This is a genomic window from Pseudomonas sp. FG35, from assembly GCF_057809295.1.
This window is the reverse complement of record NZ_JBMDJR010000002.1, coordinates 317,168-335,246: the sequence shown is the minus strand read 5'-3', so window position 1 is coordinate 335,246 and position 18,079 is coordinate 317,168. Positions and strand designations below refer to the sequence as shown.

Sequence of the window (18,079 nt, the reverse complement as noted above, 5' to 3'; positions counted from 1 at the left end):
TGCCAGCACGATAATCCGCAAACGCCTGAAACACTATCGGCATTCGCATTTCGAATACCGACAGTATGTGCGCATCAGACCTTTTCGCTGACCACCTGCACGTACAGCGCACGTCCGGCACCGAGGCCAGCGAGGATTGCACCCGCACCAATGATGCCGAAAATCCAGCCTACGGCGTTCCAGCCACCGGTCCAGTCATGCACTACGCCGACCGCGAACGGCCCCATCGACGCGAGGGTGTAGCCAAAGCCCTGGGACATGCTCGACAGGTTGGCCGCGACATGGGAATCCCGCGAGCGAAGCACGATCAGGGTCAGCGCCAGGCTGAACGTGCCGCCCTGCCCCAGGCCCAGCAGGATCGCCCAGCCCCACAGGCCTTCGATCGGCGCGAAGAGGCAACCGAACAGGCCGCCCAGGGTCAACGCCATCACCACCACGATCGCCAGCCGCTGATCTTTGCCACGTGTGGCCAGCCACGGTGCCGCCAGGGAGCTGGCGAGCTGGATGATCACCGATCCGGACAGCACCAGCCCGGCCTGGGTCGGTGTCAGCCCGCGACCGATAAGGATCGACGGCAGCCAGCCGAACACGATGTAGGCCAGCGACGATTGCAGGCCCATGTACAAGGTCACTTGCCAGGCCAGCGGATCCCGCAGCAAACCGCGCACCCGGTAGGCAACGTTGTGTGCACCATGCTTCTGGCCGATTTGCGGGAGCCAGAACACTGCCGCCACCAGCGCCGGAATCACCCAGAAACCCAGGCCCATGGCCCAGCTGTGGTCAAAGTGTTCGCTCAATGGCACGGTCGATCCCGCCGCCATTGCCGCGCCCAGGCACAGGGCCATGGTGTAGACGCCGGTCATGGTGCCGGCGTGTTTAGCGAAGTCGCGTTTGACGATGCCCGGCAGCAACACGCCGATGATGCCGATGCTCGCGCCACCCAGCACGCTGCCGGCGAACAGACCGATCTCACCGAAACTGCTGCGCAGGATGATGCCGCCGGCCAGTGTCAGAAGAATCCCCAGTACCACCCGTTCGGCACCGAAACGCCGTGCGAGCAATGGGGCCAGAGGTGCGAACAACCCAAGGCAGAGCACTGGCAGCGTCGTCAGCAATCCCGCTTGAGCAGCGGACAAACCGAGACTTTTCGACACTTCACCGAGCAACGGCGCCATGCTCGACAGCGCCGGACGCAGGTTCAACGCCACCAGAATCAGCCCCAGCAGCAACAGCCACGGACGCCGCACCAGCGGATGGCTTTGCTGCACCTGCTCGTCATCGGCTTCGGCGTCGATCAACAACTCTTCGAGCTCGGCCTTGCGAACGGGTGCTGGGGAAACTTCTGGGCGGGACATGGTTTTCTCGGTTTCAAGGTTCATTGATCAACTGCCTCGACAGGGCTTTGGCCCGCTCCGGATCGCGCTGCTCGACAGCCTCAAGCAAGGCGACGTGCAAATCGAAGACTTCCTGTCGACGGGGGACGATGTTCAGGGTCTGGCGCAATTGCGCGCCGACGATGCTGGAAAAATAGCGATACAGCTCGCTGAGGGTGGGGTTGTGCGCGGCGTCCACCAGACGGCGGTGGAACACCAGATCGCAGCGGATGTAACTGTCGAGGTCGCCGTGGTAGTGGCTGCCGGCAACACCCAGCGCCTCGTGCAACGCGACGAGGTCTTCATCGGTACGACGCAAGGCCGCCAGGCCAATGGCCTCGACTTCAAGGATGTGCCGGGTCTCCCGGGCCTGGTCCAGCGAGCATTTGGACAGCGCCTTGAGCGTGTCCATCGGATCGACCACCGCCCGCAGGTAACTGCCGTCACCTTGACGGATCTCGATCAACCCGGAAAACGCCAGCACCCGCATCGCCTCGCGAACGGTGTTGCGGCTGATGCCCAGTTCGGCGCACAGCTCGGGCTCGGTCGGCAATCGCTGACCGACTTGCCACGTGCCGTCGGTAATGCGCTGGCGCAACTGATCCAGGGCTTGGTCGACCAGGGATCGCTTAATGAGTGGAGAAATGTCTGACATAGGATTCGCCCTTTCATCCAATCATGGGATGAATTTTCTGACATGTTAGTCAGCTCCTCGTAGGACAGCAACCACCTAGGGTCAGAGAGAGGCAAATGGAGCGGGATTTTCGATTGGTCAAAATTACCCTTTAAGGGTAATTTCAGGGACAGGGTTTTGGTTTCTTATGGAAAAGAACACACCCCATTACGACTTGGCGGTGATCAAGGCGGATGTCAGGCGACTCGGTTGGAAGGCATTCACGCACACGGCGAGAAAGACTGGGACTGCACTCGAACTGAGTCTCGCAGAAATGCAGGAAATCGTTCTCAGACTGCAGCGCGGCATGCTGTACAAATCGATGACGACTTATGACGACCATCGTATCTGGCAAGACGTCTATCACATCCAATCACATGGTTTGGAGATTTACATCAAGGTGTCCTATCACTACGACAGGCGCCCACCCGTGATCTCCTTCAAGGAGAACAATTCATGAACACGCAGCAGTGTTTCAGTTGCGGCGCCCCGGAAGGCATGGTGCATTTCAAAGGTCGAGGCGAAACCTTGAGCGCCAAGGGAATGGAGCGTCGCATCGACGACTTGTCGGGCTGGGAGTGCCAGAAGTGCGGCGAGGTCGAATTGGATGACGAGTGCGGGCAGCGCTATTCGGATGCATGCGATGAACTCGTTCTCGCCTGTAGAAAAATGATAGGTAACGAAATGAAAAGGATCCGCCGCAAACTGCATCTGACGCAAAAGGAAACGGTGCAATTGCTTTCAGGAGGCGGGCACAACGCATTTTCACGATACGAACGCGGCGAGGTACTTCCGCCGAAAGCATTGATGCTACTTATGCGTCTGCTGGATCGCTATCCTCACTTGCTTGCCGATGCGAGAAACCTGGCCGAAGGGGCTGATTTGAGGGGGGCTTTCAAGTTCACCGAGCACAAAGAACAAGAAGCCCTCACCGCCTCCTGACCCACAAAAAACAAACCCGGCACAAGGCCGGGTTGTTTTTACTCATCAGATCTCAATGCAGGATCTGACTCAGGAACAGCTTCGTACGATCATTCTGAGGATTGTCGAAGAAGTCGTTCGGTGCCGCCTGCTCGACGATTTCGCCCTTGTCCATGAAGATCACGCGGTTGGCCACGGTGCGGGCGAAGCCCATTTCGTGGGTCACGCAGAGCATGGTCATGCCGTCTTCGGCCAGGCCGATCATGGTGTCGAGCACCTCTTTCACCATCTCCGGGTCGAGTGCCGAGGTCGGTTCGTCGAACAGCATGATTTTCGGTTTCATGCACAGTGCGCGGGCGATCGCCACACGCTGCTGCTGACCGCCGGACAGTTGCCCCGGGTACTTGTGCGCCTGCTCCGGAATGCGTACGCGTTCCAGGTAATGCATGGCGATTTCCTCGGCCTTGCGCTTGGGCATCTTGCGCACCCACATCGGCGCCAGGGTGCAGTTCTGCAGGATGGTCAGGTGCGGGAACAGGTTGAAGTGCTGGAACACCATGCCGACTTCACGGCGGATCGCTTCGATCTGCTTGAGGTCGTTGGTCAGCTCCACGCCATCGACCACGATGCGGCCCTGCTGGTGCTCTTCCAGACGGTTGAGGCAGCGGATGGTGGTGGATTTGCCGGAACCTGACGGACCGCACAGCACGATACGCTCGCCCTGACGCACGTTGAGGTTGATGTCTTTCAGCACGTGGAACTGGCCGTACCACTTGTTCACGCCCTGCATCTGAATGATGCCTTCAGGGCCCACTGGCTTTTTGATTGCTTCGCTCATCGAAAAAACTCCTAACGCTTGTGGCCAGTGTCGAGCTTGCGTTCCAGGTGCATGGAATAGCGCGACATACCAAAACAGAAAATCCAGAACACCAGGGCGGCGAACACGTAGCCTTCGGTGGCCATGCCCAGCCATTTCGGATCGGCAGCGGCTTGCTTGACGCTGTTGAGCAGGTCAAAGAGGCCGATGATGATCACCAGGCTGGTGTCCTTGAACAGCGCGATGAAGGTGTTGACGATGCCGGGAATCACCAGCTTCAGGGCTTGCGGCAGAATCACCAGGCCCATGGCGCGCCAGTAACCGAGGCCCATCGCGGCCGCGGCTTCGTACTGGCCTTTGGGGATCGCTTGCAGACCGCCGCGCACCACCTCGGCAACGTACGCCGACTGGAACAGGATCACGCCGATCAGCGCCCGCAGCAGCTTGTCGAAGTTCATGCCTTCGGGCAGGAACAGCGGCAGCATCACCGAGGACATGAACAGCACCGTGATCAACGGCACGCCGCGCCAGAACTCGATGAAGGTCACGCAGACCACACGAATCGCCGGCATGTTCGAACGCCGGCCCAGCGCCAGGACAATCCCCAGCGGCAACGCACCGGCGATGCCGACAGTGGCGATCACCAAAGTCAGCATCAGACCGCCCCACTGGCTGGTCGCCACGGTGTCGAGGCCGAAGACGCCGCCATGCAGCAGGCACCAGGCAACGATCGGGTAGACCACCAGGAAGCTCAGGCCGTACACCGCCTTGTGCGCCACGCGCTTGATGAACAGTGGCGCCACGCCGATGACCGCCAGCCACACGGTCAGGTCTACGCGCCAGCGCAGTTCCGGCGGGTAGTAGCCGTACATGAACTGGCCGAAACGCTGCTGGATGAAGACCCAGCAGGCGCCATCCTTGGTGCAGTCGGCGCGGGTGGTGCCGACCCAGTTGGCGTCGAGGATCGCCCAGCTGAGGATCGGCGGTACCACCAGGTAGATCAGGTAGAACGCGAACAGGGTCAGCAGGGTGTTGAGCCAGCTGGAGAACATGTTCGCGCGGATCCACGCCATCGGGCCGAAGACCTTGGCCGGCGGTGGCATGTCGGGTTTGAAAGTATGAGTACTCATGCGCTATTCCTTACCGCTCGATCAGCGCGATGCGCTTGTTGTACCAGTTCATCAGCAGGGAAATGCTGATACTGATCGCCAGGTACACGCTCATGGTGATGGCAATGACTTCGATCGCCTGACCGGTCTGGTTCAACACGGTGCCGGCGAACAGCGAAACCATTTCCGGATAACCGATACCGGCCGCCAGCGAGGAGTTCTTCGCCAGGTTCAGGTATTGGCTGGTCAGCGGCGGGATGATGACCCGCAGCGCTTGCGGAATGATCACCTTGCGCAGGGTCGGGCCGTTGCGCAGGCCGAGCGAATGCGCCGCCTCGGTCTGGCCATGGCTGACCGACTTGATGCCCGAACGCACGATCTCGGCGATGAACGCTGCGGTGTACACCGTCAACGCCAGGGTCAAGGCCAGCAGTTCCGGAATCAGCACCCAGCCACCGACGAAGTTGAAGCCTTGCAGCTTCGGCATTTCCCAGTGCACAGGTGCACCGAAGATCAGCGCGCACAGCGCCGGGATCACCAGGAACAGCGCCAGGCCTGCCCAGAACTTGTGGAATGGCTCGCCGGTGGCTTCAAAGCGCTTGTTGGCCCAGCGGCTCATCAGCACGATGGCGACGATGGCCACCACGATGCTGACCACAAACGCCCAGAAGCCGTCGGCCATTTGCGCGGCCGGCATGTTCAGGCCACGGCTGCTGACGAAGAAGGTATCGCCGAAGTTGTGGCTGTTGCGCGGCCCCGGCATGGTCAGGAACACCGCGAAGTACCAGAAAAGAATCTGCAGCAGTGGCGGGATGTTACGGAAAACCTCCACGTACACCGTTGCCAGTTTGGCAATGATCCAGTTCTTCGACAGACGTGCCACGCCGACGATGAAGCCGAGGATCGTGGCCAGGATCACACCGATGAACGTCACCAGCAGCGTGTTGAGCAGGCCGATGACAAACACCCGGGCATAACTGTCCGCTTCGGTGTAGGAGATCAGGTGTTGAGCGATGCCGAACCCGGCACTGCGCTCGAGAAAGTCGAACCCCGAAGTGATACCCCGGTGTTGCAGGTTGGTCTGGGTGTTATCGAACAGATACCAGCCCAGGGAGACCACCGCCACGATGGTGATGATCTGAAATACCCACGCACGCACTCGTGGATCGCTGAGGCTGAGCCTCTGCTTTGGTGCGCCGATTGAATTTTGCATGAAGTGCCCCGGAAATAATGGAACAGAACGTCACCCGGCAGTTGGCCTGCCGGGTGACAGAACCATCAGCGCACTGGTGGTGCGTATTGAATGCCGCCGTTGTTCCACAGCGCGTTCAGGCCGCGGTCGATTTCCAGCGGAGTGCTCTTGCCGAGGTTTTTCTCGAAGATTTCGCCGTAGTTGCCGACTTGCTTGACGATCTGTACGACCCAGTCCTTCGGCAGTTTCAGGTCTTTGCCGTATTCGCCGTCTGCGCCGAGCATACGAGCGACATCCGGGTTCTTGGTGGATTTGGCTTCAGCTTCGACGTTCTTCGAAGAGATGCCGGCTTCTTCGGTGTTCAGCAGCGCGTAGCCAACCCAACGCACGATGGCCAGCCACTCGTCGTCGCCGTTACGCACGACCGGGCCCAGTGGTTCCTTGGAAATGGTTTCCGGCAGAACTACATAGTCCTTCGGCGAAGCCAGCTTGCTGCGCTGGGCGAACAGCTGGGACTTGTCGGAGGTCAGCACGTCGCAACGACCGGATTCCAGCGACTTGGCGCTTTCATCGGAGGTGTCGAAAGTGATCGGGGTGTATTTCAGACCGTTGCCGCGGAAGTAGTCGGAAACGTTCAACTCGGTGGTGGTACCGGCCTGGATGCAGATGGTTGCACCGTCCAGCTCTTTGGCACTCTTCACGCCGAGCTTGTTGTTTACCAGGAAGCCGATGCCGTCGTAGTAGGTAATGAAGCCCGGGAATTTCAGGCCCATGCCCGCGTCACGGGAGCTGGTCATGGTGGTGTTGCGCGACAGAATGTCGATCTCGCCGGACTGCAGCGCGGTGAAACGCTCCTTGGCGTTCAGCTGACTGAACTTGACCTTGGTCGCATCGCCGAACACGGCAGCGGCCACGGCGCGGCAGACGTCAGCATCGATACCCACGATCTTGCCGGTGGAATCCGGAACCGAGAAGCCTGGCAAGCCATCGCTGACGCCGCACTGCACGAATCCTTTCTTCTTCACTGCATCCAGGGTTGCACCCGCCTGAGCGAACCCGCTGACACCCAGTACTGCAGCAGCAGTCACGATCGCCAGCGTGGATTTCAACATCTTCATTCAAACCTCCAGTTTTGCTCTTGTTGTGTCGGAGCTTGAGTCCAGTCGCACCCTTTTGAGGCGTTGTTGACCCGTGTTGGCTTTTTTTGGGGTCAACCGACGCAGGACCTTCGCTATGAGTCTAGTAGGAGACAATCCACATCATGGACAACTCACTTCTCACCAGTCGGCCGAACGGGCGGTAGCCCTTTCACGTTCGCTAAGCCCGTTGCGGCCATTGGCGAACATCCATCATCGGATTCTTTGCTATCCCGTCGCCAGGCGTTCACTGATAGTGTTACCGCCAGGCGCGAGATCGATTGCACGACTACCTCATAGCAAAGCCCGTACCACACCGGCTGCTGAAGCGATTGAGTGACACGTCAATAGCAAAACTTGCAGCCTTGCGACATCTTCTTAACGGATCAACCGGGCGCGCACGCAAATCACGCACTCAATGAGAGCGCCCGCACACAATTGGAGCAGCCATGACCGAGCCCTTGATTCTTCAGCCTGTTAAGCCCGCAGACGCCTGCGTGATCTGGCTGCACGGCCTCGGCGCCGACCGCTACGACTTTCTGCCGGTGGCCGAAGCGCTTCAGGAAAGCCTGCTGAGCACGCGTTTCGTCCTGCCCCAGGCGCCGACCCGTCCGGTGACGATAAATGGCGGATATGCCATGCCGAGCTGGTACGACATCAAGGCGATGAGCCCGGCCCGGGCGATCGACCGCGATGAGCTGGAAGCGTCTGCCGATCGCATCATCGAATTGATCGAAGAACAGCGAAGCAGCGGAATAGACGCCTCGCGGATTTTCCTCGCCGGTTTTTCCCAGGGCGGCGCCGTGGTCTATCACACCGCATTCCTGAAATGGCAGGGGCCGTTGGGCGGGGTGCTGGCATTATCGACATACGCGCCGACGTTCAGCGATGAACTGGAGTTGTCCGCCAGCCAGCAGCGGATTCCGGTGCTGGCGCTGCACGGCCAGTTCGACAACGTGGTGCAGAACTCGATGGGACGCACGGCTTATGAGTATCTCAAGGCCCATGGTGTCACCGTGACATGGCAGGAATACCCAATGGAGCACGAAGTGTTACCCGAAGAAATTCGCGACATCGGCACATGGTTGAGCGAACGCCTGCGCTGACAATTGCGACAGGGGTCGCCCTTTGATCATCCCACTACGCCGCGCCCGTTTCTTGCATTACACTGGCCGGCGTACATTCCTTAACCAATTGATGAGATGACCGTGCTCAAAGCACTCAAGAAAATGTTCGGTAAAAGCGAGGCTGAGCAGCTCGCGCCAGTCCCCACTGCGCCGTCGCACGCCGCCGGTCATCGCAACGATGCCAGCCAGGCCGACCGCCAGACGCCCGCCACGCCCCCAAAGCAAGAACCGAAACCCGCTCCAGCTGCCGCGCCCGCCACCGAGCCGGCCCGCAGCGAAACACCGAAACCGGCCAGACCACGTCGCGAACCCAAGCCCAAGGCGCCGGTGATTCCCTGGAAACTCGAAGACTTCGTCGTCGAGCCCCAGGAAGGCAAGACCCGCTTCCACGATTTCAAACTCGCCCCGGAACTGATGCACGCCATCCACGACCTGGGTTTCCCGTATTGCACACCGATCCAGGCCCAGGTGCTGGGTTATACCCTCGCCGGCAAAGACGCCATCGGCCGCGCACAGACCGGCACCGGCAAGACCGCCGCGTTCCTGATCTCGATCATCACCCAGCTGCTGCAGACCCCGCCGCCGAAAGAGCGCTACATGGGCGAACCACGGGCGCTGATCATCGCGCCGACCCGCGAGCTGGTGGTGCAGATCGCCAAGGACGCCGCCGACCTGACCAAGTACACCGGTCTCAATGTCATGACCTTCGTCGGCGGGATGGACTTCGACAAGCAGCTCAAGCACCTCGAAGCGCGCCATTGCGACATCCTCGTCGCGACCCCGGGCCGCCTGCTTGACTTCAACCAGCGCGGTGACGTGCACCTGGACATGGTCGAAGTGATGGTGCTGGACGAAGCCGACCGCATGCTCGACATGGGCTTCATCCCGCAGGTCCGGCAGATCATTCGCCAGACCCCGCCGAAAAGCGAACGCCAGACTCTGCTGTTCTCCGCGACCTTCACCGATGACGTGATGAACCTCGCCAAGCAGTGGACCACCGATCCTGCGATCGTCGAAATCGAAGTCACCAACGTGGCCAACGAAAACGTCGAGCAGCACATCTACGCGGTGGCCGGTGCCGACAAATACAAACTGCTGTTCAACCTGGTCAACGACAACGGCTGGGAGCGGGTCATCGTGTTCGCCAACCGCAAGGACGAAGTGCGCCGCATCGAGGAACGCCTGGTGCGTGACGGCATCAACGCCGCGCAACTGTCCGGCGACGTGCCGCAGCACAAGCGGATCAAGACGCTGGAAGGCTTCCGCGAAGGCAAGATCCGGGTGCTGGTCGCCACCGACGTGGCCGGTCGCGGTATCCACATCGACGGCATCAGCCACGTGATCAACTTCACTCTGCCGGAAGTCCCGGACGACTACGTGCACCGCATCGGCCGTACCGGTCGCGCTGGCGCCGACGGTGTGTCGATCAGCTTCGCCGGTGAGGACGACTCCTATCAGTTGCCGTCCATCGAAGAAAAACTCGGTCGCAAGATCAGCTGTGAAACACCGCCGACCCATCTATTGCGGGCGGTTGAGCGCAAGCGTCCACAGTAAGCGCCGCCAAAACTAGAAGCGCAGCCGGCAACGGACTGCGCTTTTTTTTCGCCCGGATATTGTTCAATAATACTAAAAGTCCATAATAGACAAATTAGTTTATAAACAGTCTTCGGAGTCCGGCATGTCCAGTACGCCTTACGTGATCGACCAAACCCAGGCCCGCGAGCTGTTGGCCCGGATCGATGTGCCGCAGATCCTGCGCAAGCTGTTCCGTGATCTGGCGGCCGGGCATGCGGTGCAACCGGCGCAGCAACTGGTGGAATTTCCTCAGGGTGCCGGGGACTTCATCAACTATCTGGGCGTGCTGGCGGAAGACGGCGTGTACGGGGTCAAGACTTCGCCTTACATCGTTCGCGAACAAGGCCCGCTGGTGACGGCGTGGACATTGCTGATGTCGATGCAGACCGGCCAGCCGTTGCTGCTCTGCGATGCCCGCGAACTGACCACCGCCCGAACCGCTGCGACCACCGCCGTCGCAGTCGATGCCCTCGCCCCGTTGAAGGCCGCGCGTCTGGCAATCGTCGGCAGCGGCAAGGTCGCCCAGGCGCACCTGCATTACGTCAAAACGTTGCGCGACTGGCAGAGCATCAGCGTGTACTCGCCGACCTTGAGCGAAGACTCCGCAACCGCCCGCCAACTGCAAGCCCTCGATCCACGGGTGAACATCGCCGACAGCCGCGAAACCGCCATCGCCGAAGCCGACGTGATCATGCTCTGCACCTCGTCCGCCGGTCCCGTGATCGACCCGGCAACCTTGAGCAAACCGGCGCTGATCACCTCGATCAGCACCAACGCACCGCGCGCCCACGAAGTGCCCCCACAAAGCCTCAACGACATGCAGGTGTTCTGCGACTATCGTCTGACCACCCCGGGCTCGGCCGGCGAGATGCTGATCGCCAGCGAACGACATGGCTGGGACAACAACGCGATCATCGGTGACCTGGCGGATCTGCTCAGCGAAAAAGTGCAGCGCCCCGATTACAACCGTCACGTGTTTTTCCGCTCCATCGGTCTGGGCCTGGAAGACATCGCCCTGGCCAACGCCGTCTATCAATTGCAGCGCTGACACCGGAGATTTTCATGAGTCATGCAGATTTCATCATCATCGGCGGCGGGATTGCCGGCGCGTCCACCGGTTTCTGGCTATCGCAGCACGGCAAGGTCGTGGTGCTGGAGCGCGAGTCGCACCCGGCCTATCACTCCACCGGGCGTTCGGCTGCGCTGTTCACCGCCGCTTACGGCACTCCGCAGGTCCGGGCGCTGACCCAGGCCAGCCGCGAATTCTTCGACCATCCGCCCAGCGGCTTCTGCGAGCATCCGCTGCTGACTCCACGCGGCGAAATGACCGTGGACTTCACCGGCGACGCCGCCGAGCTGAACAATCAATACCTCAGCGCCAAGGCCACAGTGCCGGAGATGCAGTTGCTCAGCGCGGATGAAGCCTGCGCCCGGCTGCCGATCCTGCGCCGGGAAAAAGTCCATGGCGCGATCTACGACCCCACCGCCAGCGACATCGATACCGATGCCTTGCATCAGGGCTATCTGCGCGGTATCCGCCGCAACAACGGCCAGGTGCAGACCGATTGCGAAGTGCTCGGCCTGAGTCGCGACGCCGACGGCATCTGGCACGTGCAGACCAACGGCCAGACCTTCAGCGCTCCTGTTGTGATCAACGCGGCAGGCGCCTGGGCCGACAGGATCGGTGCCCTGGCCGGTGCTCCGCCTCTGGGCCTGCAACCGAAACGTCGCGCGGCGTTCATCTTCGCCGGCCCCGAAGGCGTGGACATTCATCACTGGCCGATGCTGGTCAGCCTCGACGAATCCTTCTACATGAAGCCCGACGCCGGGATGTTCCTCGGCTCACCGGCCAACGCCGACCCGGTCGAACCCCACGATGTGCAACCGGAAGAACTGGACATTGCCATGGGCATTTACCAGATCGAAGAAGCGACGACCCTGACCATCCGCCGCCCGACCCGCACTTGGGCCGGCCTGCGCAGTTTCGTCGCCGACGGTGATTTGCTGTCCGGCTTCGATCCGCAGGTGCCGGGGTTGTTCTGGGTCGCCGCCCAGGGCGGTTACGGTATCCAGACCTCACCAGCCATGGGCATGGCCAGCGCAGCGCTGGTGCGTGGCGAATCGCTGCCCGACCATCTCAAGCAGTTCGGCCTGACAGCCGCCATGCTCGCCCCTGCCCGCCTGGCCTGACCGTCCACCCGGATGACGCGCCCGACGGATTGCGGCACACTCGCAACGCCCCTGGATCACGGGGGCGTTGACGTTGCCTGGAGCTACACAGTTATGACCGCCCCCGAACACACGCCCGAGTTGCATGACGCCGCGCTGGATAACTACCACGCCATCGCCGATGCCATCGCTACGCTGTTCTTTCCCCACGCCGAAGTGGTGCTGCACGACCTGCGCACGCAGAAGGTCGACTACATCGCCAATAACCTGTCGAAACGGGTGATCGGCGATGAATCGTCGCTGGAAGACATGCTCAGCGACGACGTCAGCGAACGGAACATCGGTCCGTACGAAAAGCTCAACTGGGACGGCCAGAAGATTCGCAGCCTGAGCACCGTGCTGCGCGACAGCGAAGGTCATCCGCTGGCGGTGCTGTGCATCAATCTGAATATTTCGCTGTTCGAGAATGCCAAGGCTGCGCTAGACCTGTTCCTCTCGCCGAGCAAACTGATCCCGCAACCGGACTCGCTGTTTCGCGATGACTGGCAGGAGCGCATCAACACTTTCCTGCACGCCTGGCTACGCGAGCGGCAACTGAGCCTGAACCTGCTGACCCGCGATCACAAACGCGAATTGGTATTGGCGCTGCACGCCGAGGGGGCGTTCAAGGGCAAGAGCGCCTCGAACTATGTGGCCAATGTACTGAACATGGGGCGGGCCACGGTGTACAAGCATTTGAAGGAATTGAAGGGCTGAAACCGTGCAGCCTGCGAAGGCTGCACGGTTTTCAGATTCAGTCGCCGTAGATATCGGACTTGAAGTACTTCTCGGAAATCTTCTGGTACTCGCCACTGGCGCGAATACCGTCGATGGCAGTGTTCAACTGGCTGACCAGTTCTGTGTTGCCCTTGCGCACCGCAATCCCCGCGCCCTCGCCCACGTACTTCGGATCCTTCAGCTCAGGCCCGACAAACGCGTAACCCTTGCCGCGCGGCATCGACAGGAAGTCGGTCAACGGGATGGTGTCGGCGAAGATCGCATCGAGACGCCCGGCCGCCAGGTCCATGTAGATTTCTTCGTTGTTGCCGTAACGCTTGACGTTGATGCCCTTGGGCTCGAACACCTCGGTGGCGTAACGGTCGGTGGTGGTCGCACGCTGCACGCCGACGGTTTTGCCCTTGAGGCTGGCGTACTGGTCATCGACGCTCGCGCCTTCCTTCATCACCAGCCGCGACGAGGTGAAATAGTACTTGTGGGTGAAGTCCACCGACTTCTTGCGGTCTTCATTGATGGTCATGGACGACAGCGCCATGTCGATTTTCTTCACTTTCAGGGAAGGAATCAGACCGTCGAACTCGCCCTCGACCCACACGCACTTGACCTGCATCTGCGCGCACAGGGCATTGCCGATGTCGTAGTCAAAACCGACGATTTCACCCTTGTCGGTTTTCGAGGCGAAGGGCGGATACGCCGCTTCGATACCGATGCGCAGGGTTTTCTCGGCGGCGAACGCGCTGCTGCACGCCAACAGGCTCAGTGCCAGACCGGTGATGAGGGGGAATTTCTTCATGTTCGTTCTCTCGCGGGTTGTTGTTGGTTTGGCAAGACAGAAGAAAAAGCTGGAAACGGGGAAAGACTTTTTTGTACTTGTAAATCCATACTGGACTTTTACGTACAAACCGTCAATTGGACAAACGCCATCGGCGTCAGCCGATGGTCGGGAGTCGAGGGGAGATTGATTGGGAAAGGAATTACTGCTTCCAGCGATCCGCCGCCGCATGATCGCTGTCACGGCCTTCGACCCAGCGCGGGCCGTCGCTGGTGTTTTCTTTCTTCCAGAACGGTGCGCGGGTTTTCAGGTAATCCATGACGAAGGCGCAGGCGTCGAACGCCGCCTGGCGGTGGGCGCTGGCGGCGGCGACGAACACGATCGGCTCGCCCGGCTCCAGCGCGCCGATGCGGTGCAGCACTTCCAGTTTCAACAGCGGCCAGCGCTCCTCGGCTTCAACGGCGATCTTGCCGAGGGCCTTTTCGGTCATGCCCGGATAGTGTTCGAGGAACATCCCGGCGACATCCAGGCCGTCGTTGAAGTCGCGCACGTAGCCGACAAAGCTCACCACCGCGCCGACGCCGACATTGGCCGCGTGCATCGCGTTGACTTCTGCGCCAGGATCGAACGGTTCGGACTGCACCCGAATGCCCATGTCTCAGCCTCCGGTCACGGTAGGAAAAAACGCCACTTCGTCGCCATCGACCACCGGTTCGTCGAGCTGGCAGAGGTCTTCGTTGCGCGCGCACATCAGGTTCTGTTCGCTCAGCACCTCGGCGCCCTCACGCTGCGCCAGCAACGCACGAACGTCATCGACGGTGGCGAAATCACCTTCGACCTTCACCGAATCCACGCCCAGCGCCTCGCGGTAACGGGCGAAAAACTTCACGGTCAGGTTCATGGCTGCTCCGCCTGGAAATGCCCGCTCTTGCCGCCAACCTTTTCCAGCAGACGTACGCTTTCGATGGTCATGCCACGATCCACGGCCTTGCACATGTCGTAGATCGTCAGCGCGGCGACGCTGGCGGCGGTCAGCGCTTCCATCTCCACACCGGTCTGCCCGGACAATTTGCAGCGAGCCACGATGCGCACCGCGTCGTCACCTTCGGCACTGAGCTCGACCTTGACGCCGGTCAGCATCAACGGATGGCACAGGGGAATCAGGTCACTGGTTTTTTTCGCCGCCTGAATGCCGGCAATGCGCGCCACGGCGAACACGTCGCCCTTGGGATGGCCGCCGCTGACGATCATCTGCAGGGTGTCGGGCAGCATGCGCACCAGCGCTTGGGCCGTCGCTTCACGGAACGTCACGGCTTTTTCGGTGACGTCGACCATGTTGGCGCGACCTTGGGAATCGAGATGAGTCAGCACGGGATTACTCCTGATCAGGAGCACCGATTGTAAACCTGGGGGTCAGAATTGCGCACATAAAAAACCGGGCGACTTTGCAGTCGCCCGGTTCGGTTTGACGGTTACAGATGCGATTCGGCGTATTCGGCCAGGATCGAGCGAGGCACCCCTTGCAGGGTGATATGCACCCCGTTGGGGAAATCCTTGAAGCGTTCGGTCAGGTAGGTCAGCCCGGAGCTGGTCGCGGACAGGTAAGGGGTGTCGATCTGTGCCAGGTTGCCCAGGCACACCACTTTGGAACCGGCGCCGGCCCGGGTGATGATGGTTTTCATCTGGTGCGGCGTGAGGTTCTGGCATTCGTCGATCAGGATCAGGCTCTGCTGGAAGCTGCGACCGCGAATGTAGTTGAGCGATTTGAACTGCAACGGCACTTTGCTGAGGATGTAGTCGACGCTGCCATGGGTGTTTTCGTCATCCATGTGCAAGGCTTCGAGGTTGTCGGTGATGGCGCCCAGCCACGGCTCCATTTTTTCCGCTTCAGTGCCGGGCAGGAAGCCGATTTCCTGGTCCAGGCCCTGCACGCTGCGGGTGGCGATGATGCGGCGATAACGCTTGCTGACCATGGTCTGCTCGATCGCCGCGGCCAGCGCCAGAATGGTTTTACCCGAACCGGCGGCACCGGACAGGTTGACCAGGTGAATGTCCGGATCCAGCAGCGCATACAGCGCCAGGCTCTGATAGATGTCCCGTGGCTTGAGGCCCCAGGCTTCCTGATGCAACAGCGGTTCCTGGTGCAGGTCGAGGATCAGCAGCTTGTCTTCTTCGATCTCCTTGATCCAGCCGACGAAGCCCTGCTCATCAATGATGAATTCGTTGATGTGCACGGCAGGCAGGTTGTCGATCAGCTGTACCTGATGCCAGGTGCGGCCGTGGTCCTGACGGGTTTCGACCTTGCTCACGCGGTCCCAGAAAGAGCCGGTCATGTTGTGATAGCCGTTGGGCAGCAGGGACACGTCGTCGACCAGTTGGTCGGTGCTGTAGTCCTCGGCGTCGATCCCGCAGGCGCGCGCCTTGAGGCGCATGTTGATGTCTTTGGTGACCAGCACCACCGGTTTGCTCGGTTCGCGGGTGTGCAGGTCGATCAGCTGGTTGATGATTTTGTTGTCGTTCAGATGCTCGGGCAGAATCAGGTTCGATTCGGCCTGTTTGCTCATCAGAATCGACAGCAAGCCCTTCGGGCCGCCCTTGCCGCGCTGGATCGGCACGCCCTGTTCGACGTCATCGGGTGAGGCATCGCCCAGGGTCTTGTCGATCAGCCGGATCGCCTGACGGCACTCGGCGGCCACGCTGTGATGCCCGCTCTTGAGCTTGTCCAGCTCTTCAAGCACGGTCATCGGGATCGCGACGTGGTGTTCTTCGAAATTCAGCAGGGCGTTCGGATCGTGAATCAGTACGTTGGTATCGAGTACATAAAGGATTGGCTGGTTGGAGGAAGGGCTACGTCCGTGATCATCCATACTCGGTCACCTTTGTGGGAGCCATTCGACGCAATACCTCGGCGGTGCTGCGCCTCGAAGTGACTGCCGAATCCACCTGCACAGCTTTTGTCGGGATAGCAGGTGAACCGCACACAAAATGGGTCTTGGAAGACGCCACCTGTGTTGCAGGTTTCGGCGGTCTGACTTCGTAATACTCCAAAACCCGTGACAGAAAAAAGCACTTTGACGCTTTTTTGAAGTTTATTTTGCAAAGTGACGAAAAGCCCTTGGCGGACCGCCCTGCCCCCGTTAGAGTCGGAAGTCCGCCTGCATCAAATTCTGCAAAAAAATCACCCCAAGCCCAATGTTTCCGGGCTCTTGCCGTTTTTCAGCGAAATGCGTCCTGACAGTCTTCCCAGCCGATGCCGCTTTGCGCGGTTTGCGTGATCAGCCACGGCAACGCGGTCTTCACCGCATCCTGTTTCATGTTGAAATTGATCACCCCGTGCCGCCACAACAGCATCAGGGTCAGCACCCGCTGCGCGCTCGGAGCGCCCTTGAGCTTGCCGGCGCCGTCCTGGGCATCGATGTCCCACAGCGCCACTTGCAGGCCCTGACTGTTGAAGAAACTACGGGCATCGCTGCGACGTTGCCCTTCCGGCGGACGGAACAGCGGCACGTAGTTTTCCGGCAGCTTGTTGCGGACCAGATCGGCACTGCGCCGCACCGAATCCTGCCAGTCCTGCCAGTGGCTGTGGGAGCGGAACTCCCAGCCCTGCACGCCGACGCACTGCTGCGAAAACGCCGCTTGCAGACTGCTGACGGAACGTTCGGCCAGCCGCGCCTGAACATCCTTGCCCAGCATGAAAAAGGTGCCGCTCAGGTTCGACTTGCGCAGGTACTCGGCGAGCCAGTCGGTGTTGTCCGGTTGCAGGTTGGCGGCGCTGTCGAAACTCAGCAGAAACAAGCGATCGTGCATGTCGTCGCCGTTGCGCTCGTAGTCTCCGAAATGATCGAGTTCGCTGCTGGTCTGCGGCGACAGCGCAGCCTTGCGCATCAGCTCATCAAGGTATTGCAGGTGGAAGATCCGGCTCGGTTCAGCCCATCTGGTGTAATAGCTTTCGTCGCTGACCACGAATTTGGCAGCCTGCTCGCGCAGGGTCGGCAGGTCCTCGACAAGGAAGCAGAACGAGGCGTCCTGATCGCAGCTTTGCTGGGCAAAGTTGTAGTTGGCCAGCAGCCGCTGCCACAGCCGCTCGCGCAGACTGTTGATCGCGTCCAGATTCACCGTGCGCAGCCCCAGACGCTGGGCCAGCGCCGCTTCGTCCAGCGCTTCGGTACCGAGCAGGCCGCGGGCGAACATCAGGATTTCCGCCCGCGAGGCGACGTCGAACAGGGTCGGATTGTCGAGTTTTTCCGGCCAGGTGCTGCGATCCAGCGTCGCGATATCGCCCGGCGCCGCTACGGCACCGACGCTCAACAGCCACGCGGTGAAGAAAAGAACAATGCGCAAAGGGTGTCTCCATAACAAAACCCGCGCCGCACTATAGCCGATCCGGCTGGAAAACCGCCGATCACCTATGGACGCGATAGCTGGAGTCATCCGCCCC

At 60.5% G+C, this 18,079-nt stretch carries 19 protein-coding genes; 7 read left to right on the top strand and 12 right to left on the bottom strand.

Translation table 11 applies throughout. The features are described from left to right. Positions 1 to 74: 74 nt before the first annotated feature. Together ACODTD_RS05585 and ACODTD_RS05580 are read right to left on the bottom strand one after the other, a co-directional pair. A complete protein-coding gene (locus ACODTD_RS05585) occupies positions 75 to 1,379 on the bottom strand; it encodes a CynX/NimT family MFS transporter (RefSeq protein WP_011332575.1) in 1,305 nt (434 codons plus the stop codon). After that, the gene (locus ACODTD_RS05580) at positions 1,369 to 2,028 is read right to left on the bottom strand and encodes a FadR/GntR family transcriptional regulator (protein ID WP_489104595.1); all 660 of its coding nucleotides are present in this window, start codon (positions 2,026 to 2,028) and stop codon (positions 1,369 to 1,371) included. Before ACODTD_RS05580 ends, ACODTD_RS05585 begins: the two co-directional genes overlap by 11 nt. Positions 2,029 to 2,194: 166 nt before the next feature. Here ACODTD_RS05580 and ACODTD_RS05575 point away from each other — a divergent pair, with 166 nt between their 5' ends. Both ACODTD_RS05575 and ACODTD_RS05570 read left to right on the top strand, forming a co-directional pair. Further along, positions 2,195 to 2,506, top strand: a complete 312-nt coding sequence (locus ACODTD_RS05575; RefSeq protein ID WP_201819108.1) for a type II toxin-antitoxin system MqsR family toxin — start codon at positions 2,195 to 2,197, stop codon at positions 2,504 to 2,506. Then, positions 2,503 to 2,988: a type II TA system antitoxin MqsA family protein gene (locus tag ACODTD_RS05570; protein WP_127796992.1), complete on the top strand. Its 486-nt coding sequence runs from the start codon at positions 2,503 to 2,505 to the stop codon at positions 2,986 to 2,988. Before ACODTD_RS05575 ends, ACODTD_RS05570 begins: the two co-directional genes overlap by 4 nt. A gap of 52 nt (positions 2,989 to 3,040) precedes the next feature. Here the strand turns inward: ACODTD_RS05570 and ACODTD_RS05565 are convergent, their stop codons facing one another. The 4 genes from ACODTD_RS05565 to ACODTD_RS05550 all read right to left on the bottom strand — a co-directional run bounded on the left by ACODTD_RS05565 (position 3,041) and on the right by ACODTD_RS05550 (position 7,203). Then, positions 3,041 to 3,805 (bottom strand): amino acid ABC transporter ATP-binding protein, encoded by a 765-nt coding sequence (locus ACODTD_RS05565; RefSeq protein ID WP_007957337.1) that lies wholly within the window; start codon positions 3,803 to 3,805, stop codon positions 3,041 to 3,043. A gap of 11 nt (positions 3,806 to 3,816) precedes the next feature. Then, positions 3,817 to 4,914 carry an amino acid ABC transporter permease gene (locus ACODTD_RS05560; RefSeq protein WP_064382444.1) on the bottom strand — a complete coding sequence of 366 codons (1,098 nt, stop codon included), beginning with the start codon at positions 4,912 to 4,914 and terminating at the stop codon, positions 3,817 to 3,819. Positions 4,915 to 4,924: 10 nt separating this feature from the next. Further along, on the bottom strand, positions 4,925 to 6,106 hold the full coding sequence (locus ACODTD_RS05555) for an amino acid ABC transporter permease (protein ID WP_285356424.1): 1,182 nt from the start codon (positions 6,104 to 6,106) through the stop codon (positions 4,925 to 4,927). A 65-nt stretch (positions 6,107 to 6,171) separates the two neighbouring features. Then, a complete protein-coding gene (locus ACODTD_RS05550; protein ID WP_011332571.1) occupies positions 6,172 to 7,203 on the bottom strand; it encodes an amino acid ABC transporter substrate-binding protein in 1,032 nt (343 codons plus the stop codon). Between the two features lie 467 nt (positions 7,204 to 7,670). On the opposite strand from ACODTD_RS05550, the gene ACODTD_RS05545 reads away from it, so the two are divergent. From ACODTD_RS05545 to ACODTD_RS05525, 5 genes are all read left to right on the top strand, one after another. Further along, positions 7,671 to 8,327, top strand: a complete 657-nt coding sequence (locus ACODTD_RS05545; protein WP_039769482.1) for an alpha/beta hydrolase — start codon at positions 7,671 to 7,673, stop codon at positions 8,325 to 8,327. 96 nt (positions 8,328 to 8,423) lie between these two features. Next, the gene (gene rhlB / locus ACODTD_RS05540; protein WP_489104594.1) at positions 8,424 to 9,902 is read left to right on the top strand and encodes an ATP-dependent RNA helicase RhlB; all 1,479 of its coding nucleotides are present in this window, start codon (positions 8,424 to 8,426) and stop codon (positions 9,900 to 9,902) included. Positions 9,903 to 10,026: 124 nt separating this feature from the next. Continuing rightward, positions 10,027 to 10,971 carry an ornithine cyclodeaminase family protein gene (locus ACODTD_RS05535; protein ID WP_489104593.1) on the top strand — a complete coding sequence of 315 codons (945 nt, stop codon included), beginning with the start codon at positions 10,027 to 10,029 and terminating at the stop codon, positions 10,969 to 10,971. A gap of 14 nt (positions 10,972 to 10,985) precedes the next feature. Further along, the gene (locus tag ACODTD_RS05530; RefSeq protein ID WP_489104592.1) at positions 10,986 to 12,113 is read left to right on the top strand and encodes an NAD(P)/FAD-dependent oxidoreductase; all 1,128 of its coding nucleotides are present in this window, start codon (positions 10,986 to 10,988) and stop codon (positions 12,111 to 12,113) included. Positions 12,114 to 12,206: 93 nt separating this feature from the next. After that, entirely contained in the window at positions 12,207 to 12,848 is a 642-nt protein-coding gene (locus tag ACODTD_RS05525) for a helix-turn-helix transcriptional regulator (protein WP_007957327.1), read from the top strand. A 37-nt stretch (positions 12,849 to 12,885) separates the two neighbouring features. Here the strand turns inward: ACODTD_RS05525 and ACODTD_RS05520 are convergent, their stop codons facing one another. The 6 genes from ACODTD_RS05520 to ACODTD_RS05495 form a co-directional block, all read right to left on the bottom strand. Further along, positions 12,886 to 13,662, bottom strand: a complete 777-nt coding sequence (locus tag ACODTD_RS05520) for an ABC transporter substrate-binding protein (protein ID WP_011332566.1) — start codon at positions 13,660 to 13,662, stop codon at positions 12,886 to 12,888. A 181-nt stretch (positions 13,663 to 13,843) separates the two neighbouring features. Further along, positions 13,844 to 14,296: a molybdopterin synthase catalytic subunit MoaE gene (moaE, locus tag ACODTD_RS05515; protein ID WP_085746993.1), complete on the bottom strand. Its 453-nt coding sequence runs from the start codon at positions 14,294 to 14,296 to the stop codon at positions 13,844 to 13,846. Between the two features lie 3 nt (positions 14,297 to 14,299). Next, positions 14,300 to 14,542: a MoaD/ThiS family protein gene (locus tag ACODTD_RS05510; protein ID WP_085608143.1), complete on the bottom strand. Its 243-nt coding sequence runs from the start codon at positions 14,540 to 14,542 to the stop codon at positions 14,300 to 14,302. Beyond that, positions 14,539 to 15,012: a cyclic pyranopterin monophosphate synthase MoaC gene (gene moaC, locus ACODTD_RS05505; RefSeq protein WP_007957321.1), complete on the bottom strand. Its 474-nt coding sequence runs from the start codon at positions 15,010 to 15,012 to the stop codon at positions 14,539 to 14,541. Before moaC ends, ACODTD_RS05510 begins: the two co-directional genes overlap by 4 nt. Positions 15,013 to 15,113: 101 nt before the next feature. Further along, positions 15,114 to 16,508: a PhoH family protein gene (locus ACODTD_RS05500; RefSeq protein ID WP_011332563.1), complete on the bottom strand. Its 1,395-nt coding sequence runs from the start codon at positions 16,506 to 16,508 to the stop codon at positions 15,114 to 15,116. Between the two features lie 349 nt (positions 16,509 to 16,857). Further along, on the bottom strand, positions 16,858 to 17,982 hold the full coding sequence (locus ACODTD_RS05495; protein WP_041475145.1) for a polysaccharide deacetylase family protein: 1,125 nt from the start codon (positions 17,980 to 17,982) through the stop codon (positions 16,858 to 16,860). Positions 17,983 to 18,079 lie beyond the last annotated feature (97 nt).

Bases quoted from the DNA above. Each gene is read 5' to 3' on its own strand.
- ACODTD_RS05585 (WP_011332575.1), bottom strand. From the start codon at position 1,379: ATGAACCTTGAAACCGAGAAAACCATGTCCCGCCCAGAAGTTTCCCCA.
- ACODTD_RS05580 (WP_489104595.1), bottom strand. From the start codon at position 2,028: ATGTCAGACATTTCTCCACTCATTAAGCGATCCCTGGTCGACCAAGCC.
- ACODTD_RS05575 (WP_201819108.1), top strand. From the start codon at position 2,195: ATGGAAAAGAACACACCCCATTACGACTTGGCGGTGATCAAGGCGGAT.
- ACODTD_RS05570 (WP_127796992.1), top strand. From the start codon at position 2,503: ATGAACACGCAGCAGTGTTTCAGTTGCGGCGCCCCGGAAGGCATGGTG.
- ACODTD_RS05565 (WP_007957337.1), bottom strand. From the start codon at position 3,805: ATGAGCGAAGCAATCAAAAAGCCAGTGGGCCCTGAAGGCATCATTCAG.
- ACODTD_RS05560 (WP_064382444.1), bottom strand. From the start codon at position 4,914: ATGAGTACTCATACTTTCAAACCCGACATGCCACCGCCGGCCAAGGTC.
- ACODTD_RS05555 (WP_285356424.1), bottom strand. From the start codon at position 6,106: ATGCAAAATTCAATCGGCGCACCAAAGCAGAGGCTCAGCCTCAGCGAT.
- ACODTD_RS05550 (WP_011332571.1), bottom strand. From the start codon at position 7,203: ATGAAGATGTTGAAATCCACGCTGGCGATCGTGACTGCTGCTGCAGTA.
- ACODTD_RS05545 (WP_039769482.1), top strand. From the start codon at position 7,671: ATGACCGAGCCCTTGATTCTTCAGCCTGTTAAGCCCGCAGACGCCTGC.
- rhlB (WP_489104594.1), top strand. From the start codon at position 8,424: ATGACCGTGCTCAAAGCACTCAAGAAAATGTTCGGTAAAAGCGAGGCT.
- ACODTD_RS05535 (WP_489104593.1), top strand. From the start codon at position 10,027: ATGTCCAGTACGCCTTACGTGATCGACCAAACCCAGGCCCGCGAGCTG.
- ACODTD_RS05530 (WP_489104592.1), top strand. From the start codon at position 10,986: ATGAGTCATGCAGATTTCATCATCATCGGCGGCGGGATTGCCGGCGCG.
- ACODTD_RS05525 (WP_007957327.1), top strand. From the start codon at position 12,207: ATGACCGCCCCCGAACACACGCCCGAGTTGCATGACGCCGCGCTGGAT.
- ACODTD_RS05520 (WP_011332566.1), bottom strand. From the start codon at position 13,662: ATGAAGAAATTCCCCCTCATCACCGGTCTGGCACTGAGCCTGTTGGCG.
- moaE (WP_085746993.1), bottom strand. From the start codon at position 14,296: ATGGGCATTCGGGTGCAGTCCGAACCGTTCGATCCTGGCGCAGAAGTC.
- ACODTD_RS05510 (WP_085608143.1), bottom strand. From the start codon at position 14,542: ATGAACCTGACCGTGAAGTTTTTCGCCCGTTACCGCGAGGCGCTGGGC.
- ACODTD_RS05500 (WP_011332563.1), bottom strand. From the start codon at position 16,508: ATGGATGATCACGGACGTAGCCCTTCCTCCAACCAGCCAATCCTTTAT.